Annotated in this window: 19 protein-coding genes and 3 tRNA genes; 11 read left to right on the forward strand and 11 right to left on the reverse strand. The window is 69.7% G+C overall.

Annotated features, from left to right (window positions below; all coding sequences use genetic code 11):
* Positions 1 to 18: 18 nt before the first annotated feature.
* From ACGFIS_RS19310 to ACGFIS_RS19320, 3 genes are read right to left on the reverse strand one after another with little or no spacing between them, the layout of a single operon-like run.
* Positions 19 to 954 (reverse strand): sigma-70 family RNA polymerase sigma factor, encoded by a 936-nt coding sequence (locus ACGFIS_RS19310; protein ID WP_392971939.1) that lies wholly within the window; start codon positions 952 to 954, stop codon positions 19 to 21.
* A 13-nt stretch (positions 955 to 967) separates the two neighbouring features.
* Entirely contained in the window at positions 968 to 1,405 is a 438-nt protein-coding gene (locus ACGFIS_RS19315; RefSeq protein ID WP_392971941.1) for an ATP-binding cassette domain-containing protein, read from the reverse strand.
* The gene (locus ACGFIS_RS19320) at positions 1,402 to 1,965 is read right to left on the reverse strand and encodes a hypothetical protein (protein WP_392971943.1); all 564 of its coding nucleotides are present in this window, start codon (positions 1,963 to 1,965) and stop codon (positions 1,402 to 1,404) included. Before ACGFIS_RS19320 ends, ACGFIS_RS19315 begins: the two co-directional genes overlap by 4 nt.
* Positions 1,966 to 2,396: 431 nt before the next feature.
* On the opposite strand from ACGFIS_RS19320, the gene efeO reads away from it, so the two are divergent.
* From efeO to efeU, 3 genes are read left to right on the forward strand one after another with little or no spacing between them, the layout of a single operon-like run.
* Positions 2,397 to 3,539 carry an iron uptake system protein EfeO gene (gene efeO, locus ACGFIS_RS19325; RefSeq protein WP_392908192.1) on the forward strand — a complete coding sequence of 381 codons (1,143 nt, stop codon included), beginning with the start codon at positions 2,397 to 2,399 and terminating at the stop codon, positions 3,537 to 3,539.
* A 10-nt stretch (positions 3,540 to 3,549) separates the two neighbouring features.
* Complete coding sequence (gene efeB / locus ACGFIS_RS19330) at positions 3,550 to 4,803, forward strand: iron uptake transporter deferrochelatase/peroxidase subunit (protein ID WP_392908190.1); 1,254 nt, start codon at positions 3,550 to 3,552, stop codon at positions 4,801 to 4,803.
* On the forward strand, positions 4,803 to 5,657 hold the full coding sequence (gene efeU, locus ACGFIS_RS19335; RefSeq protein WP_392908188.1) for an iron uptake transporter permease EfeU: 855 nt from the start codon (positions 4,803 to 4,805) through the stop codon (positions 5,655 to 5,657). Before efeB ends, efeU begins: the two co-directional genes overlap by 1 nt.
* Before the next feature lie 66 nt (positions 5,658 to 5,723).
* On the opposite strand, the gene ACGFIS_RS19340 is transcribed toward efeU, so the two are convergent.
* Complete coding sequence (locus tag ACGFIS_RS19340) at positions 5,724 to 6,707, reverse strand: phosphoglycerate dehydrogenase (RefSeq protein ID WP_392908186.1); 984 nt, start codon at positions 6,705 to 6,707, stop codon at positions 5,724 to 5,726.
* Positions 6,708 to 6,791: 84 nt separating this feature from the next.
* On the opposite strand from ACGFIS_RS19340, the gene ACGFIS_RS19345 reads away from it, so the two are divergent.
* From ACGFIS_RS19345 to ACGFIS_RS19375, 7 genes are all read left to right on the forward strand, one after another.
* Entirely contained in the window at positions 6,792 to 7,526 is a 735-nt protein-coding gene (locus ACGFIS_RS19345; protein WP_392908184.1) for a GntR family transcriptional regulator, read from the forward strand.
* On the forward strand, positions 7,523 to 8,644 hold the full coding sequence (locus tag ACGFIS_RS19350; protein ID WP_392908182.1) for a tartrate dehydrogenase: 1,122 nt from the start codon (positions 7,523 to 7,525) through the stop codon (positions 8,642 to 8,644). The genes ACGFIS_RS19345 and ACGFIS_RS19350 overlap by 4 nt, the downstream gene beginning before the upstream one ends.
* A 239-nt stretch (positions 8,645 to 8,883) precedes the next feature.
* Complete coding sequence (locus ACGFIS_RS19355) at positions 8,884 to 9,996, forward strand: ABC transporter substrate-binding protein (protein ID WP_392908180.1); 1,113 nt, start codon at positions 8,884 to 8,886, stop codon at positions 9,994 to 9,996.
* A gap of 100 nt (positions 9,997 to 10,096) precedes the next feature.
* Complete coding sequence (locus ACGFIS_RS19360) at positions 10,097 to 11,836, forward strand: ABC transporter permease (RefSeq protein ID WP_392908177.1); 1,740 nt, start codon at positions 10,097 to 10,099, stop codon at positions 11,834 to 11,836.
* Positions 11,829 to 12,923 carry an ABC transporter ATP-binding protein gene (locus tag ACGFIS_RS19365; protein ID WP_392908175.1) on the forward strand — a complete coding sequence of 365 codons (1,095 nt, stop codon included), beginning with the start codon at positions 11,829 to 11,831 and terminating at the stop codon, positions 12,921 to 12,923. Before ACGFIS_RS19360 ends, ACGFIS_RS19365 begins: the two co-directional genes overlap by 8 nt.
* 11 nt (positions 12,924 to 12,934) lie before the next feature.
* Positions 12,935 to 14,323, forward strand: a complete 1,389-nt coding sequence (locus ACGFIS_RS19370; RefSeq protein WP_392908173.1) for an acyclic terpene utilization AtuA family protein — start codon at positions 12,935 to 12,937, stop codon at positions 14,321 to 14,323.
* On the forward strand, positions 14,316 to 14,663 hold the full coding sequence (locus ACGFIS_RS19375; RefSeq protein ID WP_392908171.1) for a DUF4387 domain-containing protein: 348 nt from the start codon (positions 14,316 to 14,318) through the stop codon (positions 14,661 to 14,663). The genes ACGFIS_RS19370 and ACGFIS_RS19375 overlap by 8 nt, the downstream gene beginning before the upstream one ends.
* 86 nt (positions 14,664 to 14,749) lie before the next feature.
* Here ACGFIS_RS19375 and ACGFIS_RS19380 read toward each other — a convergent pair whose 3' ends face one another.
* The gene (locus ACGFIS_RS19380; protein WP_392908169.1) at positions 14,750 to 15,286 is read right to left on the reverse strand and encodes a gluconokinase; all 537 of its coding nucleotides are present in this window, start codon (positions 15,284 to 15,286) and stop codon (positions 14,750 to 14,752) included.
* 33 nt (positions 15,287 to 15,319) lie between these two features.
* On the opposite strand from ACGFIS_RS19380, the gene ACGFIS_RS19385 reads away from it, so the two are divergent.
* Positions 15,320 to 16,027 (forward strand): FadR/GntR family transcriptional regulator, encoded by a 708-nt coding sequence (locus ACGFIS_RS19385; RefSeq protein WP_392908167.1) that lies wholly within the window; start codon positions 15,320 to 15,322, stop codon positions 16,025 to 16,027.
* An 11-nt stretch (positions 16,028 to 16,038) separates the two neighbouring features.
* Here the strand turns inward: ACGFIS_RS19385 and ACGFIS_RS19390 are convergent, their stop codons facing one another.
* The 6 genes from ACGFIS_RS19390 to ACGFIS_RS19415 all read right to left on the reverse strand — a co-directional run bounded on the left by ACGFIS_RS19390 (position 16,039) and on the right by ACGFIS_RS19415 (position 20,410).
* Positions 16,039 to 17,430 (reverse strand): GntP family permease, encoded by a 1,392-nt coding sequence (locus ACGFIS_RS19390; RefSeq protein ID WP_392908164.1) that lies wholly within the window; start codon positions 17,428 to 17,430, stop codon positions 16,039 to 16,041.
* A gap of 169 nt (positions 17,431 to 17,599) precedes the next feature.
* Positions 17,600 to 18,466, reverse strand: a complete 867-nt coding sequence (locus tag ACGFIS_RS19395) for a discoidin domain-containing protein (RefSeq protein WP_392971945.1) — start codon at positions 18,464 to 18,466, stop codon at positions 17,600 to 17,602.
* Positions 18,463 to 20,019, reverse strand: coding sequence for an alkaline phosphatase D family protein (locus ACGFIS_RS19400; protein ID WP_392971947.1), 1,557 nt, complete (start codon positions 20,017 to 20,019; stop codon positions 18,463 to 18,465). The genes ACGFIS_RS19395 and ACGFIS_RS19400 overlap by 4 nt, the downstream gene beginning before the upstream one ends.
* 133 nt (positions 20,020 to 20,152) lie before the next feature.
* Positions 20,153 to 20,227 (reverse strand) — tRNA-Val (locus ACGFIS_RS19405).
* Positions 20,228 to 20,239: 12 nt separating this feature from the next.
* Positions 20,240 to 20,310 (reverse strand) — tRNA-Cys (locus tag ACGFIS_RS19410).
* 27 nt (positions 20,311 to 20,337) lie between these two features.
* Positions 20,338 to 20,410 (reverse strand) — tRNA-Gly (locus ACGFIS_RS19415).
* Between the last annotated feature and the right edge of the window lie 16 nt (positions 20,411 to 20,426).

The following is a 20,426-nucleotide window of genomic DNA, read 5'->3' on the forward strand; positions in this document are numbered from 1 at the left end:
CGGGGAAGGCGTGCGAAGTCAGCTGACCCAGGTGAGCAGCGGCTCACCGTGGCGCGGGTCGCGCAACTGCGCCAAAGCCTGCTTCTCGAGCTGGCGGACCCGTTCGCGGGTGAGACCGATGCGGTCGGCGATGTCCTGGAGGGTGTGCGGGCGGCCGTCGCCGAGGCCGTACCGCAGGGTGAGGATCATCGCCTCCCGGGGCGGCAGCCGGTCGACCATCGACCGCACCTCCACGGCCAGCTGCTGGAACTCCACCAGGTCCGGCGCCGCGACGGCGCTGGTATCGGCGATCAGGTCGCCGACCCTGGTGTCCTCGTCCTCGCCGACCACCGTGTCCAGGCTGATGGCGTCGCGGCCCACCCGCCGCAGCGCGACGATCTTCTCGACGGACTCTCCGGCCTCGGCCGCGACCCGCTCGTCGGTCGCCTCCGTGCCCGCCAGCTCCAGCCCGCGTTCGATCCGGGCGAGCTTGGACAGATCCTCGACGACGTGCGCGGGCAGCCGCACGATACGGGCCTTCTCGGCGAGGCCGCGTCCGATGGCCTGCCGGATCCACCACATCGCGTAGGTGGAGAACTTGTAACCCCTGGCGTAGTCGAACTTCTCGACCGCGTGGATCAGCCCGATATTGCCCTCCTGGACGAGGTCGAGGAACGACAGCCCGCGATGGGGGAACTTGCGTGCGGCCGCCACGACCAGCCGCAGATTCGCCCGGATCATGTGATCCTTGGCCAGCGTCCCGTCCCGGGCGATCGCCTCCAGATCCGCACGCCCGGCTCGTGTCTCCTCGCCGTCCAGCAGGTGACGGGCGTACACCCCCGCCTCGATCCGCCGGGCCATCTCGACCTCCTCGTCGGCGGTCAGCAGCGGCGTCCGGCCGATCTGGTTGAGGTACTGGCCCACCAGGTCGGCCTCGTTCTCCGGCCCCCGGGGCTCGGAACGGTGCCTCTTCATGATCTCAGCCGCCTCATGGCCTCCCCCTACGGCCGATGCGTCCGGCAGGATCAACCCCATACCCAATGGGACCGGTGACAATCCCGGCCGCGGCGTCACGGCCGCCTCGGAAGCCGTCCGTTCGCCTGCCGGGACGCCGGTGGAGCTCACAGGTCGCGGCGGCGGAGGAAGAAGCCCGCGGCGGGCGACCCCGCCGCGCCGCCGGGCAGCCACGCCTGGAGTGCGTCCACCCAGTCCAGCAGCGGCGCGGCCGGCCCCCAAGGACGCTGAGCGAGCCCGCGGTGGGGCGGACGAGCCCGAGCAGCATGCGCAGCGTCGTGGTCTTCCCGGCGCCGTTCGGGCCGAGGAACCCGTAGACCTCGCCGGTCCGCACGTGCAGGTCCAGGCCGTCCACGGCGACGAGGGAGCCGTACCGCTTGGTCAGCCCGCTGGTGGTCAGCGCCGTCGTCATCGGGGTCCGCCTCCCTTGCGGGCGCCACGGATCCGGCCCCATGGCTTGGCCACGGCGAGCACGGTCGCGAGCGTCAGCGTCGTCAGCGACACCGCCGGCGGGAAGAACAGGCCCGAGACGTCCAGTGGCTCGGGCACGCCGGTGCCGAGGCTGCGGCCGTACTCGCCGACCTCGTCCATCCCCGGTCGCAGCGCCACCAGGATGAGGACGCACAGAGTGAGGTTGAGGGCGAGCTTGACGGCGACCCACCAGTAGCGCAGCAGCCCCCAGCGTGTGCCGAGCCCCAGGACGATCCCGGTGACCAGGCAGACCAGCCCCGAGGTCAGCATCGGCCAGACGACGAAGGTCGCCAGCGCCTCGTACGCCAGGCCGCGTACCGCGTCGGTCGTCCCGAACCGTCCCGTGAGGACCAGGACCGCCACCATGACGTCGATCCCGATCCAGGCGCCGGCGGAGACGATATGGACGATGAGCGTCGCCTTGCGCCACTTCTTGCCGAGCCGGAACAGGCCCTCCTGCCGCCGGGTCGCGGACGACGATCTGGTCGGTGCGGTGGTCATGATTCCCCCTGAGGTGAGAGGACGGTCATGGTCCGGGATCCGCACGAGCCCGGTCCGTTCACACGAAGACGATCCCGCTTCGCCGCCCGGATGCCGTCCGTTGCGCGTCGACACTTCGGGTACGCCACGTGGTGCACGCCGCCGCCCGCCCATACGGTGCGCGACGTAACGCCGGCCAGGTGGACAAGGGTGGCGGCGGTATCGGCCGGATGGCCGCCGCGCCACCGGGGCCGGGAGTACGCCCCCGGGCGTATGCCCGAGTACCTCCGGCAGCGGACGCCGCAGCCGGGAGGAACCCCGACCGTGTGGTCATGGAGCCGGAACGCCGGGTTCGGCGGGGGTACCTAGATGACTTAGGCAAAGCTAAGCTAAATTAGGCCTGCCTAATTTCTCGGCGAGGTGTTCCTCGCCCGACCGTCCTGGAGCCGAGCATGAAAGCCGTCCGTCATCTCCGAAGCTGCGCGGCCGCGGTGGCCGCTCTCGTGGCGCTCGTGAGCGTCCCCGGCTGTGCGGAGAAGGACGGCGGCGGATCGGACGCGATCCAGGTCACCGCCGGCGATACCGAGTGCGAGGTGTCGCGCACGGAGTTCCCTGCCGGGAACGTCCGGCTGCACGTGGAGAACAAGGGCTCCAAGGTCACCGAGGTCTACATCTACGCGCCCGGCGACCGGATCGTCACCGAGCGGGAGAACATCGGGCCGGGCACCACGGCCGACATCACCGCCGAGGTCAAGGCCGGGTCGTACGAGATCGCCTGCAAGCCCGGCATGAAGGGCGACGGCATCCGCCAGAAGGTGACGGCCACCGGCCAGGGCTCGGTCAAGCCGCAGGACCCGCGCCTGGACCACGCCGTCGCCGAGTACCGCAAGTACGCGCAGGCGCAGGCCGACGAGACCCTCCCCAAGGCGGAGAAGTTCGCCGCCGCCGTCAAGGCGGGCGACATCGAGGGCGCCAAGAAGACCTACGCGCTGTCCCGCATCGGCTGGGAGCGTACCGAGCCGGTCGCGGAGTCGTTCGGCGACATCGACCCCAAGGTCGACGTCCGCGAGGACGGCCTCGAACAGGGCCAGAAGTGGACCGGCTGGCACCGCCTGGAGAAGGCGCTGTGGCAGGACGGCGAGATCGGTGACGAGGAGAAGAATCTCGCCGACCAGCTCGTCACCGACCTGCGGGACTGGCAGAAGCGCGTCGGCACCGCCGAGATCACCGCCACCGGCATGGGCAACGGCGCCAAGGAGCTGCTGGACGAGGTCGCCACCGGCAAGGTCACCGGCGAGGAAGAGCGCTACAGCCACACCGACCTGGTCGACTTCCACGCCAACGTGGAGGGCGCCAAGAAGGCCTACGACCTGCTCAAGCCGGTGGTGACCGAAAAGGACCCGGCGCTCGCCAAGGAGCTGGACGAGCAGTTCGCGGCGCTGTTCGGGCTGCTCGACAAGTACCGCGATGAGGACCGTCCCGCCGGCTTCGTCGCCTACGACACCGTCGGCGACGACGACCGCAAGAAGCTGTCGGACGGGGTCAACGCCCTGGCCGAGCCGCTGTCGAAGCTGGCCGCCGCCGTCGCGAAGTGAGGGAGGCCCGATGAGCCCCGAGGACAAGGGCGAGTCGAAGACGTTCTCGCGCCGGGCCCTGCTCGGCTGGGGCGGGGCCGGCCTGGCCATCGGCGTGACCGCCTCCGGCGGTGCCGCCGCGGCCGCGATCGGCATCACCGGCGACGCTCCGGCCGGGGAGGCCGTCCCGTTCCACGGCTCGCACCAGGCGGGGATCGCCACACCCGTCCAGGACCGGATGCACTTCGCCGCGTTCGACGTCACCACCGACGACCGCGACGAGCTGATCGCCCTGCTCAGGAAGTGGACGCGGGCCGCGGAGCAGATGACGGCCGGGCGGGCGGCCGGCGACGGCGCGGTCGGCGGGCCGCCCGAGGCCCCGCCCGACGACACCGGCGAGGCGCTGGGGCTCAAACCGTCCCGGCTGACCCTCACCGTCGGCTTCGGGCCCACCCTGTTCACCAAGGACGGCAAGGACCGGTTCGGGATCGCCTCCCGCCGCCCGCCCGCGCTGATCGACCTGCCGGCGTTCGCCGGCGACAACCTCGACCCGGCGCGCAGCGGCGGCGACCTGTGCGTCCAGGCGTGCGCCGACGATCCGCAGGTCGCCGTGCACGCCGTGCGCAACCTGGCGCGCATCGGCTTCGGCGAGGTGACGGTGCGCTGGTCGCAGCTCGGGTTCGGCAAGACCTCGTCGACCACCCCCGAAGCGCAGACCCCGCGCAACCTGCTGGGCTTCAAGGACGGCACGCGCAACGTCTCCGGAACCGACACCGCCGCGCTGAACGACCACGTGTGGGTGTCGCCGGAGGACGGCCCGTCCTGGATGGCCGGGGGCTCCTACCTGGTCGCGCGCCGGATCGCGATGCGCATCGAGACCTGGGACCGCACCTCCCTCAGGGAGCAGGAGGACATCTTCGGCCGCACCAAGGGCGAGGGCGCGCCGATCGGCGGGAAGCGCGAACACGACGAGCCGAACCTGAACGCGATGCTGCCCGACGCGCACGTGCGGCTGGCGCACCCCGACGCCAACAACGGGGCGCGGCTCCTGCGCCGCGGCTACTCCTACACCGACGGCACCGACGGTCTGGGACGCCTCGACGCCGGGCTGTTCTTCCTGGCCTACCAGCGCGACATCCGCCGCGGGTTCCTGCCGGTGCAGACCAGGCTCGCGCGGATCGACGCCCTCAACGAGTACATCCAGCATGTCGGCTCGGCGGTCTTCGCGGTCCCGCCCGGGGTCCGGGACGCGGCCGGCTGGTGGGGCAAGGAGCTGTTCTCCTGATGTTCGCCAACTACCTGATCGGACTGCGGGAGGGCCTGGAGGCCAGCCTCATCGTGTGCATCCTGGTCGCGTACCTGGTCAAGACCGGGCGGCGGGACGCGCTGCGTCCCATCTGGGCGGGCGTGGCCATCGCGGTCGGCATCAGCCTCGCCTTCGGCGCGATCCTGCAGTACGGGACGACGACGCTGACGTTCGAGGCGCAGGAACTCCTCGGCGGCACCCTGTCGATCATCGCGGTGGGTCTGGTGACCTGGATGGTGTTCTGGATGCGGCGCACCGCCCGGCACCTGAAGGCCGAACTGCACGGCAAGCTGGACCAGGCGCTGGTGATGGGCACCGCCGCGCTGGTGATGACGGCGTTCCTGGCGGTGGGCCGGGAAGGGCTGGAGACCGCGCTGTTCATCTGGTCGGCGGTGCAGGCCACCGGCGACGGCGTGCGCCCTCTGGCCGGCGCGACCCTCGGGCTGGCCACGGCGGTGCTGCTGGGCTGGCTGTTCTACCGCGGCGCCCTGAAGATCAACCTGGCCCGGTTCTTCACGTGGACGGGCGCGATGCTGGTGGTCGTGGCCGCCGGGGTGCTCGCCTACGGGTTCCACGACCTCCAGGAGGCGCGTTTCCTGCCGGGCCTCGGCACCAAGGCGTTCGACGTCAGCGACGCGATCCCGCCGGGCAGCTGGTACGGCACGCTGCTCAAGGGCACGATCAACTTCCAGCCCGACCCCACGGTGCTGCAGGTGGTCGCGTGGACGCTGTACGTCGTCCCCGTCCTGACCCTGTTCCTGCTCCCGAGCAGGAAGAAACCCGCCCCCGCGCGGCCGGCGCCCGCCGCCGACGCGACCCCGACGAAGCCGTGAGGGACGCCTGAACCGGGCCGACGGAGTGGCGGATGACGCACCGGCGGACGACGTGCCGGTTCGCGATCACCGGCGCGATGCCGGGGACAGCAGGTGCGCGTTGAGCGAGGATCGGGGGCGTCCCCGCAGGGCGGCCACCAGTTCACGGACGCCGTCGAGCCCGGCGGCCCGACGGGCGTCGGCGGTCTGCCCCGCCAGGTGGGAGTAGACCGTGATGCCCGGGACGTCGCGCAGCGGGCTGCCGTCCGGCAGCGGCTCGGTGCCGGTGACGTCGAGGGCGGCGCCGGCGATCCGGCCGGTGCGCACCGCGGCGGCCAGTGCCGGCTCGTCGACGATGGCGCCGCGCGCGGTGTTGATCAGATGCGCCGTCGGTTTCATCCGCGCGAGCGCGGACGCGTCGATCAGGTGCCGGGTGGCCGGAGTGAGCGCCGTGTGCAGGGAGACGAAGTCGGCGCCGGCCAGCAGTTCGGGAAGAGCCACGAACTGTACGGAGGCGTCACGCCGCTCGCTCGCCGGCACACCGGTCGTGCAGAGAACCGACAGTCCGAAGGCCCGGGCGAGAGGCACCACGGCCCGGGCCGCCGCACCGTATCCCACGACCCCGAGCGTCTTGCCGCGCAGCTCATGACCGTCCTCGCGCGGCCAGCGGCCGGCCGCGACTCCGGCGGCGACGGGCACCAGCCGGCGGGCCTGGGCCAGCAGCAGGGCCATCGTGTACTCGGCCACGGCGTTGGCGTTGACCCCCGGCAGATTGCTGACCGAGACACCCGCGCGGGTCGCCGCCGCGACGTCGACGGAGTCGTGGCCGACGCCGGTGCGCACCACCGCGCGCAGGGCCGGAGCCTGCGCGAACACGTCGGCGGTCATCGGCTCATTGGCGATCAGCGCGCCCACGGCGCCGTCCAGGATCGCGATGAGCTCGTCGATGTCCCGGGTTCCCCGCAGCGGCCGGTGCCGGGTCGTGAATCCGGCGTCGTGGAGGTGGCCGTCGACCTCGTCGCCGGGGAGCAGGTAGTCGGTGGTGATGAGGACGATGGGCGACGTGCTCACAGAGGGGCCCTTCCCGTTTTGCCATAGCAAAGATAGCAACATACACCATCCTCCCTTGCCATTGCCTCTGTTATCATGCAACCCATGATGGCCAAGTCGACGACGGACCGGTCCGGTGCAAACGGCGAGACCCGAGCGGATCTCGCATATCAGAGCCTCAGGGAGGCGATCGGGTCCGGCACCCTGCAGCCCGGCCAGAAGGTGACCGAGCGGGGCCTGGCCGAACAGCTCGAGGTCAGCCCCACCCCCGTGCGCGAGGCGCTGCGCAGGCTTGAGCAGGACGGCCTCATCCAGCGCACGGGGCCCCGGACCGTCGTGGTCGCCGACATCGCCGAGCGCGCCATCGACGACCTCGCCGAGGTCGAGATCGGCCTGCGGGGCCTGGTGGCCCGGTTCGCGGCCCGGCACGCCACGCCCGAACAGCTCGACGCCCTCGACGCGATCCTCGACGACGCCGACGACCTCCTGATCGTCATCACCGCCCGGCACCGGAACGGCGAGGACACCGAACGGCACATCACCGCGCTCCTCGACCGGATGCGGGAGTTCAACGAGGCGGTGAACGCGTGTGCGGCCAACCCGGTGCTGATCCGGCTCCTCGAACAGTCCCGGGTCTTCTCCCAGCCCGAGCGCCGGGCCCTGCGCCTCGAGACGATCGCTGAGGACGACCGCTTCGGACTGGACCGCTACTCCATTCACCGCGCCCTGGTGCGCGCCCTCCGGGAGGGCGACTCGGCGACCGCGGAACGGCTCGTCATCGAGGACGCCCAGGGCGGCCTGGCGGCGCTGAGGGAACGCTCCCGCAGGAGGACGCGATGACGGCGCCCTCGTACCGGATCGCCGTCATCCCCGGCGACGGGATCGGCGCCGAGGTCGTCCCCGAAGGACTCCGGGCGCTGGAGGCGACCGCCGGATCGTTCGGTCTCGACCTGCGGTTCGACCACTTCGACTTCGCCTGCGCCGCCTACTGGCAGCGCCATGGGGCGATGCTGCCGCCCGACTGGCAGGAGATCCTCCGCTCCTACGACGCCCTCTTCTTCGGCGCCGTGGGCTGGCCGTCGATCGTCCCCGACCACATCTCGCTGTGGGGCAGTCTCCTTCAGTTCAGGCGCACGTTCGACCAGTACGTCAACCTGCGGCCGTGCCGGCTCATGCCGGGGGTCCGGAGCCCCCTCGCAGGCCGCGCGCCCGGCGACATCGACTTCCTCGTCGTCCGGGAGAACACCGAAGGCGAGTACTCCAGCGTCGGCGGCCGGATCTTCGAGGGCACCGAGCGTGAGACCGTCCTGCAGGAAACGGTGATGACCCGCGTGGGCGTCGACCGGGTGCTGCGGTACGCCTTCGAACTCGCCCGGCAGCGCCCGGCCGGGCACCTGACCTCGGCCACGAAGAGCAACGGCATCTCCATATCGATGCCCTACTGGGACGAACGCGTCGAGGAGATGGGGAAGCGGTTCCCAGGCGTCGCCCATGACAAGCGGCACATCGACGCGCTGGTGGCCGACTTCGTGCTGCACCCGGACCGGTTCGACGTCGTGGTGGCCAGCAACCTCTTCGGCGACATCCTCTCCGATCTGGGGCCGGCCTGCACCGGCACGATCGGGATCGCCCCGAGCGCGAACATCAACCCGGACCGGACCCATCCGAGCCTCTTCGAACCTGTCCACGGCTCCGCACCGGACATCGCCGGCCGCGGCATCGCCAACCCGATCGGGCAGATCTGGTGCGCCTCGATGATGCTCGACCACCTCGGGCACCCGGACGCCGGCGCCCATCTGCTGGGAGCGATCGAGGACGTCCTCAAGGCAGGCCCCGATGAGGCGCCACTGACTCCGGACCTCCAGGGCCGGGGCACCACCGTGGAACTGGGGCGGGCGATCGCCGAGCGGGTCGTGGAACGCGGGCGGTCCGCGCGCACCCCCGGCGCAGCGAACTGATCACGGCGCACACCCGGCGCCCCGCCACCGCATGCGGGTGGCCCGTCCGAGCATCGAACCCGTCCAGCGCGAGGGCCTCGCCATCGCGCCCGGACGGGTGTCCAACTATCCATAGCACAACATCATCTGCACTCTTTAGCTCTTTTGCTATTGCATCCACCGTGTGGTGTAGCCCATACTCCTGGAAGCAACCTGGCCTGCGCACCAGCGCAGCCTGACCCGCTGGTAAGGAGCACATGATGGGAGCCTTCACAGTACGTGCGGCCATGGTCGCGGTCGTCTGCGCCGCCGCCCTCGCAGGCTGCGGATCATCGGCGGACGTCGAGGGGGCCGGCGAGCCGACGGTGAAGTTCGACCCCGGAGAGGCCGCGCCCCCCACTCCCCTCAGCGACGAGATCATCAAGGCCGCGAAGGACGAAGGCGCCCTGCTGATCTACACCAACGGGGACGAGGAGAGCATGAAGCCGCTCGTCGACGGGTTCGAGACCGCGTTCCCCGGAATCAAGGTCAGCGTGATCAGCCTCGGCAGCGCGGAGGTCGTGCAGAGGTATCGCACCGAACGCGCGACCGGCACGCCGTCCGCGGGCGTCCTCATCTCCACCGACGGCGTCGCCATGCGGGCCCTCACGGAGGACGGCAAGATCCTCGACTACGAGGACCCCAACCTCGTGCACCTCCGCGACGATGCCGAGCTGGCCCCGGGAGTCGTCGCGTTGTCGATGGACCCCATGATCGCCATGTTCAACAAGGCCCTCCTGCCCGTCGAGAAGCAGCCCAAGAGCCTGGCGGAGTTCGCCGAGATGGCACCGTCCATGAAGGGGAAGATCGGGACGACCGATATCAGCAACCCCGTCCAGCTGGCGGCGACGTCCGGCTACATCGACGCCACCGGCGACAAAGGCTGGGAGACCCTCGGGAAGCTGGGCTCGAACGCCGGCGTCGAGTCCGGCAACGCCGCCGTGACGCAGAAACTCCTGAAGGGCGCCTACACGGCGGGCTTCTTCCTGTCCGGGACCCTGCGACCGCACATCACCGGCGACGTCGCGAAGGTTCTCAACTACACCTACTTCTCCGATGTCGCGATGGTGATCCCGCGTGGCATGGGAATCACGGCGGACGCCCCGGCGCCGAATGCGGCGAAGTTGTTCGTCAACTACGCCCTGTCGGTCAAGGGCCAGGAAGCCGGGTGCGCCGGCGGCTTCACGCCCTACCGCAGCGGTGTGAAGTGCGAGTACGCGCTTTCCGCGGTCCGCGCGGATGAGGAGAGCCTGAAGGTCGCCGGCTGGGCCTCGGACTTCTCCGGCAAGAAGAAGGCGACCGTGTCGCGCTGGAACGCGGCGTTCGGCCGATAGACCAGGCGAGAAGAGCGCCGGTGCCGGCGGCCGCACACACACCGACCACGTCTCGCGGTGCGCCGGCGGGTTGCCCGCCCGAAATCAGGAGTCAATGAGAATGTTGGAGAAGACCCGCGGCGAGCGGTATCTCGGGATACTTCGCACGCGGAGAAGGCAGAGACTGGGGGAGACGGCCAGTCACTACGTGTTGTGGGCTCTCCTGCTCATCGTGACGGTGGGGTCGCTCGTCCCGGTCGCCGTCGCCTCGCTGTGGTCGACTCCCCTGTACGAGTCCGGTGGCCACTTCACCCTCCAGAACTATCGTGACCTGCTGTCCGACTCTTCCTGGTGGACCGCGGTGGGCAACAGCCTGCTGTTCGCGTCGCTCACGACCGCCGGATCCCTGGTGATCGGCGTCTTCTTCGCGCTGCTGTTCACACGGACGAACCTGCCGGGCCGGCGGACCCTCGCCGGGATGTTCGTCCTTCCCGTCCTGCTTCCCGGAATCGTCCTGGTCCTCGGGTGGACCCTGATGTGGGCCCCGTCGGGCTTCGCCGCGTCATGGCTGGAAGAGAACACGTTCCTCGGGATGCCACTGGACCTCCACAGCGTGCCTGGAATGGCGCTCGTCGGCGTGAGCGTCGCCGCACCCGTCGTGTTCCTGTTGTCCCGGGGCACCCTTCTGTCGATCGATCCGTCGCTGGAGGACGCGGCGAGGAGTTCGGGCGCGTCGCCGGTCTTCGCCCTGGTATCGGTCAGCGTTCCGCTGCTGCGGCCGGCCGTCATCAATTCGGCGATCCTGATCTTCGCGCTGCTGATGGAGGTGCTCGGCCTGCCGCTCGTGCTGGGCTTCTCGAAGAACATCGACACGGTCTCCACGTACCTCTACAACAACTGGACGAACGAGGCGCCGCCGCGGACCGGACTCGTGTCGTCGGGGGCCATGATGCTTCTGCTCATGGTCACGGTGCTGCTGATCCTGCGGAACCGCGTGGTCGGCAACGTGAGCCGGTACCACACCGTGGGCGGAAAGCCCGCCGGTGACCGGGTGGTGCAGCTCGGGCCGGTCCGGTGGGCCCTGAGCGCCGTCGTCGCGCTGGTCCTGGTCGTCTTCGTGCTCGTCCCGCTGGCGGGCGTCGTTCTCGCCGCGTTCACCACCGTGCTGACCCCGTTCATCAGCCCGTGGAGCGTCCTGACGCTGGACAACTTCTCCTCGATCCTGGACAACCCGCTCTATACCAAGTCGATCGTCAACAGCCTGCTGATCGCCGGCGTGGGCGGCGCTCTGACGACCGCGGCGATCGCGATGCTCTCGGTCGTCGCCCATCGATCGCGGTTCCGGTTCCGGGGCTCCCTGCAGCAGAGCATGCTCTGGCCCCGGATGATCCCGGGCCTGATCACGGGCATGGCCTTCTTCTGGTCGTTCGTGATGCTCGATCCGTCGGGGGCCGTGCGCGGATCGCTCTGGGGAATGGGACTGGCGTTCGCGGTGCGGAACCTCGCGCTGGGCTACAGCGCCTTCTACCCGGCCCTCGCGAGCATCGGGGAGTCGCTCGACAACGCCGCCCGGACCTCCGGAGCCACCTGGTGGCAGGCGATGCGGACGGTCGTCCTCAGGTTGGTCACGCCGGCGATGGCCGCCTCGTTCATCCTCCTTTTCGTGGCCATGATGAACGACGCGGAACCCGCGGTCTTCCTCGTCACGGAGAACACGCCCGTCCTCGGGCTCACCATGCTGCAGCTCGCGGCAACGTCCATCGGCGGCTCGGTCGCCGCACTGGGAGTCATTCAAATGATCATCACCCTTGCCGTGCTCGGCATCGGCCGAGGCCTGTTCGGGGTGCGTCCGCGTGCCTGACCTGAACATCACGGGGCTGACGAAGAAGTTCGGCGACAACGTCGTGCTGCGCGACCTGTCGCTCACGGTGCGGGACGGCGAGGTGCTCGCCCTGCTCGGTCCCAGCGGATGCGGCAAGTCCACGACGCTGTGGTCGGTCGCGGGTCTGCACCGGCCCGACGGCGGGCGGATCGCCTTCGGCGACCGGGTCGTGTACGAGGACGACAAGATCGATGTGGCGCCGGAGCGCCGCAACTGCGGGGTGGTGTTCCAGTCCTACGCGATCTGGCCGCACATGTCGGTGTTCGACAACGTCGCGTATCCGCTGAAGCGCCGGAAGGTCAAGGGCGACAGGCGCCGGGCGCGAGTGCGGGAGGTGCTCGACCTGGTCGAACTCGGCGATCACGCCGACCGTTACCCCCACCAGCTCTCGGGTGGCCAGCAGCAGCGTGTGGCGCTCGCCCGGGCGCTCGCCCACCCGCCCGACATGCTTCTCCTGGACGAGCCGTTCTCCAACCTCGACGCCAAGCTGCGCGAGCGGTCACGTGAATGGCTCAAGGCGCTCCAGCAGCAGGTCGGCATCACCACCGTGTTCGTCACCCACGATCAGGACGAGGCGCTTTCCATCAGTGACCGGGTCGCGGTGATGGACAAGGGCGTCATCCGGCAGACCGGGACTCCGACCGAGGTGTACCAGAACCCCGCCGACCTGTTCGTCGCCGACTTCGTCGGGACGGCCAACGTCCTGCCGGCAGAGATAGTCGAGGTGGACGGAGCCCGAGCCGTCGTGAGGCTGCCCGGAGCCCCCGGAGTCCTCTCGGTCCCGCACGACGGTTCCGACGTCGGAAAGGCTTTCCTTTCCATTCGCCCCGAGGCGATCCAGATCGTTCGGGATGTCTCCAAGGGAACCCCGGAAAGCGCCATCGCGGCAAAGGTCGAGTCCGTGTCCTATCTGGGCGACCACTACCGGTACGTCGTCCTCATCGGAGACGAGCGGGTCGTGGTGACGACGACACGCCCGGCCGACGACTCCGAACTGACCATTCGGTTGCCGTCCGAAGATCTTCGGCTCTTCTACCCCGTATCCACCATCGACCGAGTTCTGTAGGGGAGACGTACGTGAACAAGTCAGCCGGAACCATTGAGCGAGTCGGTGTCCTGACACCGCTCGGCATGCTCGGCGCGGGCTTCGACCCGGCCACCGTCGAGCGGGGTCTGTCCCTTGGGGCGGACGTCATCACGGTGGACGGCGGCTCGACCGACTCAGGCCCCTTCTACCTGGGCGCCGGACGAGCGAAGACCGCCGCGGCGGCGGTCTCCAGGGATCTGCGCATCCTGCTGACGGCCTGCGCGACGGCGGGAATCCCGCTCGTCATCGGCTCATGCGGCACGTCCGGCACCGATTCGGGCGTCGACTGGGTCGGCGGAATGGTGGACGCGATCATGCGCGAAGAAGGGCTGGACCTGAAGGTCGCCCGCATCTACAGCGAGCAGAAGGCCGGCTTCCTCAAAAAGCAACTGGCCGCGGGGAAGATCCACCCCCTGGCGCCCATGGGGGAGCTTGACGCGTCAACGCTCGACGAATGCGCGCACATCGTCGGGATGATGGGCCACGAGCCGTTCGTCGAAGCGCTGCGAGCCGGCGCCGACGTCGTCCTCGCGGGGCGGGCGACGGACACCGCGGTGGCGGCCGCCGTTCCCCTGATGCTGGGCATGCCGGCCGGACCCACCTGGCATGCCGCGAAGATCGTGGAGTGCGGGGGGCAGTGCACCACCGATCCGAAGTCCGGCGGGGTGTTCGCCACGATCGACCGGAACGGGTTCGAGATCGAGCCGCTCGACCCGGACACCTCGTGCACGCCGATCTCGGTCGCGGCCCACATGCTCTACGAGACGGTCGACCCGTTCGTCATGAGGGAGCCCGCCGGCACGATCGACGTCACCGATGCCACCTACACGGCGCTCGACTCGCGTCGCGTGAGGGTCGGCGGTTCGCGATTCATCGACGCGGACCAGCACACCATCAAGCTCGAAGGCGCCAAGGTCGTGGGCTACGAGACGATGTCCTTCGCCGCGATCCGCGACCCGCACATCATCGGTCGTATCGACGAGTGGGTCGCCTTCATGAACAAGATCCTCACCGAACGGGTCGCGCACACACTCGGACTCGAACCGTCGGAGTACGAGTACGACCTTCGCCTGTACGGACACAGCGCGATCCTGGACGACATCGAGCCGGCCGACGTTCCCTGCCGCGAGATCGGAGTCATGTTGCTGGTGCGCGCCGGGGAGCAGGCGACGGCGACGTCGATCGCGAAATTCGCCAATCCGCTTCTTCTGCATCTGCCGCTGCCGGACATGAAGTACCTTCCGAGCTTCTCGTTCGCCACGTCGCCGGCGGAGGTCGAGCGTGGTCCCGTGTACGAGTTCGCGCTGAACCACGTCGTCGACGTCGATTCGCCGACGGGAATGTTCCGCGTCACGCAACTGGAGGCATCGAGTGCCTGATTCAACGCAGCCGAAACTCGGGGACTTCGCGATCGAGATCCGTTCGAAGAACGCGGGCCCCTTCTGGATCACCTTTGAGACGTTCATGAAGGATGAGCTCTGCTATCGCATCGCCTCTGACCGGAGCTTCCTGAACGAGGACGTGATCGGTGAGATGTACAACGTGGACCCCGCGACCGTTCAGATATTCCGGATCCCGTCGCTCAACGTCGTGAAGATCTCGTTCCCGCGGCCGGTTCCCCAGGCCGGCCTGCGCGACCGCGACGTTCACGCCGGGCAGCACCACGTCCCGCTGGCGATGCTCAGGGTTCCGGACCGGCTCCTGCCGGAGAGCGCCTAGGGCCGCGGCGGAACCGACGCGTCGAGCCGGGACCGCCCAGGCTGATCAGAGCGGACGTCGGCTCTGGTCAGCGCCGGTTCCGCCGGTCAGGCCCGTGTCGTGCCGGGCCCGGCGGGGATGAGCGGCCTGATGAGCCGCACCGCCTGCCGGGCCAGCTCATCGACGGCCGGCGCGACGTCCAGTGCGGCGCCGTGCTCGTCCGGCTGGAGGGCCTCCAGGGTCTCGAACTGGGAGCGGAGCAACGCGGGCGGCATGAAGTGGTCGCGGTTTCGCATCCGCTGGTGTAACAGGTCCTCGGCACCGTGCAGGTGGAGGAAGAAGGTGTCCGGCACGGGGTGTCGGAGCACGTCGCGGTAGGACCGCTTGAGGGCCGAGCAGGCGAGGACCGTGGACGTCCCGGTGGCCTGCCGATCGGCCGTCCACCGGGCGAGTGCCTCAAGCCACGGCCACCGGTCGTCGTCGGTCAGCGGGTCGCCGCCGGACATCTTCGCGATGTTCGCGGGCGGATGGAAGTCGTCGGCCTCGGCCATCCGCAGCCCGAACTCGTCCCGGAGGTGCCGTGCGATCGTGCTCTTGCCGCAGCCGGCCACTCCCATCACCACGACGTGGAAGCCTGCGATCAAGGGATTGCTCCGTCCGCGGGTACGCTGGCGGCCATGTCGACTCTGCACGAGGAGGTCCTCGCCAAGCTCGGGCCATTGATCATCTCGGGGTCCCTCGTGCCGGGTTCGAAGGTCAACTTGGAGTGGGTGCAGCAGGAGTTCGGCGTGTCCCGGACGGTCGCCCGGGAGGCGGTTCAGGTGCTCGCGTCGATGCGGCTGGTCACCAGTCGCCGGCGGACCGGCGTCACCGTGCTGCCGAAGGACGAGTGGGACTCCTACGACCGTGCCGTGATCAGGTGGCGGCTCGACGGGCCGGAGCGGGGCACGCAGTTGCACCAGCTCTCGCAGCTGCGTACCGCGATCGAACCGCCCGCCGCCGCGCTGGCCGCCCGGTACGCGGACGGCCGCCAGCGGGACCGGATCGTCGAGCTCGGCGCGGCGATGGAGTCGGCGGGCGCGGCCGGCGACCTGACCACGTTCCTCGAACACGACATCGCCTACCACCGGTTGCTGCTCGAAGCTTCGGGAAACGTGATGTTCGCCGGCCTCGCCTACGTCGTGGAGGAGGTACTGCGCGGGCGCACGCTCCACCACCTGATGCCGCCGCAGCCCAAGCCCGAGGCGCGCCGGCTCCATCTCGTGGTCGCGGAGGCCGTCGCCGGCCGCGAGTCCGAGGTCGCCAGGGCCGCGATGACGGCGATCTGCGTCGAGGTCGCCGACGAGATGGGCCAGGTGGCCGGGGACGGTGCCCCGGCCTCCTGACCCGGCCGGACTCAGGTGACCAGCCACAGAAGGTAGGCGATCACGAACACCGACAGCCCGAGCGTCGTCTCCATGACGGTCCAGGTCTTCAGCGTGGTCTTCTCGTCCATCCCGAACAACCGGCTCACCAGCCAGAAGCCGGAGTCGTTCACGTGCGAGAGCACGGTGGCGCCCGCCGCGATGGCGACCACGAGGAGAGCCAGCTTGAAGTCGCTCAGGCCCGCGTCGCCGACCGCCCCCGCGATCAGCCCGCCGGTCGTGGTGAGCGCGACGGTGGCGGAGCCCTGCGCGACCCGCAGCAGGGTCGCGATGATGAACGCTTGCAGGATCAGGGAGATGCCGAGATCGGACAGGCTCCCGCTCAGCGCGTCGCCGATGCCGCTGAGCTCCAGCACCCCGCCGAACATGCCGCCCGCGCCGGTGATCAGGATGATGGCGCACACCGGCCCGAGGGCCTGATCGACGATCCTGCTGACGGTGGCCATCGACGCGTTGGGCCGGCCGAGCACCAGGATCGCGACGATGACCGTGATCATCAGGGCGACCGGTGTGATGCCGATCAGGCTCAGGAAGCCGACCCAGTCCTGCCCCTCTTCGAGCACGCCGCTCTCGACCAGCGTCGAGAGCACCGTGTTGAAGGAGATCAGCACCAGCGGGATGAGCAGCAGCATGAGGACCGTGCCGAAGGACGGCGCGCGCCAGTCGGGCTCCTCCGCGTCCTTGCCGTCCTGCACCTCGCCGAAGATCACGTCCGACACGGACACGTCGAACCTGGCGGCGAGGAAGCGGGAGACCAGCATGACGCCGACATACCACGCCACCACCGCGATCGGGATGCCGACGAGCAGCGTGAGCCCGACGTTGGCGCCGATCAGGTTCGCCGCGGCGACGGGCCCGGGGTGCGGCGGGACGACCGCGTGCATCGCGGCGAACGCGCCCGCCGCGGGCAGCGCGTAGTAGAGGACCGACCCGCCGAAGCGCCGCGCCACGGTGAGGATGATCGGGACGAAGACGACGAGCCCGGCATCGAAGAAGATCGGGAACCCGAACAGCAGGGACGCGATGCCCAGCGCCAAGGGGGCCCGTTTCTCACCGAACCGGCCGATGAGGGTGTCCGCCAGCGTCTGCGCGCCGCCGGTCACCTCCAGCAGTCGGCCGAGCATGACGCCGAACGCGACCAGCAGGGCCACCGAGCCGATGGTGTCGGCGAACCCGAACATCAGCACGTCGGGGATGTCACCGGGCTCGAATCCGACGGCGATGGCCGTCAGCACGCTCACCAGGACGAGGGATATGAAGGCGTGCAGCTTCACCTTCATGATCAGGAACAGCAGTACCGCCACAGCGCCGGCCGCTATCAGCAGCAGCGTGACGGTCCCGAATTGGGGTTCGATCGCTTCCACGGGCGACTCCGATACGTTCCGGCCCGGCCGGTCTCGGGCGAGTACGCACACCTTGCCGCAAAGGTAGTACCTTTACAAGACCCGTCGCGGAAGACTCTTCGCAGGCCGTGGCGGGGTCGACGATCGCCGACCCCGCGACGGCCGGCATCACGTGGGCGAACGGCGGCCATTACGAGTCCTGATAGACCTCCAGCTCGACGATGCGGGAGTAGTCGCCGCTGTTGGACGCGAGCGCGACGACGCGTACCGACGTGGCGGAGACGACCGGATCGGGCGAGATCTCCAGCCGGCCCGTGGCGTTGCCGCGGACGCTCGACACCGTCGTCCACTCGCCGCCGCCGAGCACCTGCACGTCGAAGTCCCGCAGGCCGTAGCGAGCGGCGGGATAGCGCGCGGAGTCCAGGGTGTACAGGACGATCCGGTCGATCGGCTGCGGGGCGCCGAACTCGACCGTGTAGGTGTCCGGGAACACCGTGCGCGTGCCGTCGTTCCAGCCGGTGCGCGTGGACCAGGCCTCGGAGTCGGTGTTGCCGTCCACAGCGCCGCACACGTGGAAGTTGCCGTGCGTGGACGAGGCGTTGACGGGACCGCCGAGGGCGAGGTTGGCGCCCGGCCCGGACGGCTTCGGCGTGACCGTGACGGAAGCGTCCTGCCGAGGCCCGTGCGGACCCAGCCGCAGCGACACGTCGTGGGTCCCTCCGGCGGAGCCGAGCGGCGCGGAGACCTGTACCCGGACGACGACGTCGCCGTCAGGCGGCACGTAGGTCGATATGACGTCATGCGAGGTGACGAGGGGACGCTCCGGCGTGATGAACACGTCGGCGTAGGCGCCCTCGGGGCCGGAGTTGGTGAGGGCGACCACCAGCGGCTCGCCTCCGCACGGGGCGGCGAGCACGTCCAGCGGCCCGGACTGCAGCGTCATCGTGACCGACCCGCGCCCCTGTTCGGCGGCGGAGGCCGCGCCGGCGTGCAGGACGACGCCGGCGACCGCCGTGAGCGACACGGCCGGCAGGGCGATGATCTTGCGAACGCTCACTTGCGGTTCCCCTTCAGCGGCTCGGGAGGATCGACCTCGGAGGCGGGCAGGTAGCTCGTGCCGCGTGCCGCGCTCTGCGAGTCGGCCTGCAGGCCGGGCCTGCCGTCCTCGACGGAGAAGCTCGCGCGGGTGAACACGGGCGCGCCGCGCTCCCGGACGTACGGCACGACACGGTAGGACGCGTTCCATGTGCCGGGCGTGACGTTGAACGTCATGTATCCGCGCTGCCCGTTGTAGAAGCGGATGTGGTCGTTGGCCGCGAGGAACTGCGAGCCGTACTCGTCCATGTCCGCCCCGTCCATGCCGGACGAGATGGACGAACCGAGGAACTCCGTCGCGATCGTGGGGGACGCGGGGTCGTCGAAGTCCTGCTTGACGTTCGCGGCCATGCTGCGGTGGAAGTCGCCCGACAGCACGATCGGGTTGCTCACGTTCCGCTCGACGATCCCGTTCAGCAGCCGGTCCCGGGACGGCTTGTACCCGTCCCACAGGTCCATCCCGAACGCCTGCCCGGGATCGGTGTTGAAGTCGACCTGCGACACCATGATCTGCTGCGCCAGAACGTTCCACGTCGCCTGCGAGCGTCCGAGGCCGTCCAGCAGCCACGCCTCCTGGGCGTCGCCGAGCATCGTCCGGGACGGGTCCAGCCGCTGGGCGCAGTCGGTCTCCAGGCCGTCGCCGCACGCCTGGCCACTGCGGTACTGGCGGGTGTCCAGGACGCTGAACTCCAGCAGCCGGCCGAAGGTGAACCGGCGGTACAGCGACATGTTCTGGCCGGCCGGCTCCAGCGCCCGCAGCGGCATGTGCTCCCAGTACGCCCGGTAGGCGTTGGCGCGGCGGACCAGGAAGTCCTCCGGCGGCGCCGACGGGTGGGCGAGGTCGGCGTAGTTGCCGACGACCTCGTGGTCGTCCCACGTGACGAGCCACGGTGCCATGGCGTGCGCGGCCTGCAGCTCCGGGTCGAGCTTGTAGAGCGCATACCGGTCGCGATACTCCGACAGGTGCACGGTGGGGGTGTGGAACTTGTCCGGCACCGGTGTGTCCGGTCTGCCGCCGTTGGTCTGCCCGCCGTATTCGTACAGGTAGTCGCCGAGATGAACGACCAGGTCGAGGTCCTCCTCGGCCAGGTGGCCGTACGCGGTGTAGTAGCCGTCGAACCATGCCTGGCACGACACCATCCCGAAGGTGAACGCGTTCGCCGTCGCCCCGGGGGCGGGGGCGGTCTTGGTCCGGCCCGCCGGTGAGATCTCGTTGCCCGCCTGGAACCGGTAGAAGTACTCCCGTCCGGGCTGCAGGCCGCGCACGTCGACGTGCACCGAGTGCGCGTACTCCGGCCTCGCGGTCGCCGTCCCTTCCCGGACGATCCGGCGGAACCGCGTGTCCTCGGCGACCTGCCAGCGGACGGGGACGCGATGCGGCTCCATGCCGCCGAGCGATGCCAGCGGTTCCGGTGCCAGCCGCGTCCACAGGACGACCGAGTCGGGCAGCGGGGGGCGCGGAACCGGCACGGGCCGTGAGCGGTCCGGCGACGCGGCGCGCGCGGGACGTCCCATCGACCGCAGGGCACGCAGAGCAGAGGGACAAGCGCGACGGGTGTAGGCGGAGCAGCGTGCTCCGGTTTCGCGTCCTACCGGGTCGAAACGACGAAGCCCAGGTCGGCTTGTGTGTGCCTGACCTGGGCTGGTGTGGTGGGCGATACTGGGATTGAACCAGTGGCCTCTACCGTGTCAAGGTAGCGCTCTCCCACTGAGCTAATCGCCCTTGTGTGCTGCGAGGTGGAGACGGGATTTGAACCCGTGTACACGGCTTTGCAGGCCGTTGCCTCGCCTCTCGGCCACTCCACCAGAGCGAGGCCTGACCGGGGGCCTCAGAGCGGACGACGGGATTCGAACCCGCGACCCTCACCTTGGCAAGGTGATGCTCTACCAACTGAGCCACGTCCGCGTGCCGACCGGAGGTC

The sequence above is a fragment of the Spirillospora sp. NPDC048824 genome, assembly GCF_043198455.1.
Lineage (GTDB): Bacteria > Actinomycetota > Actinomycetes > Streptosporangiales > Streptosporangiaceae > Spirillospora.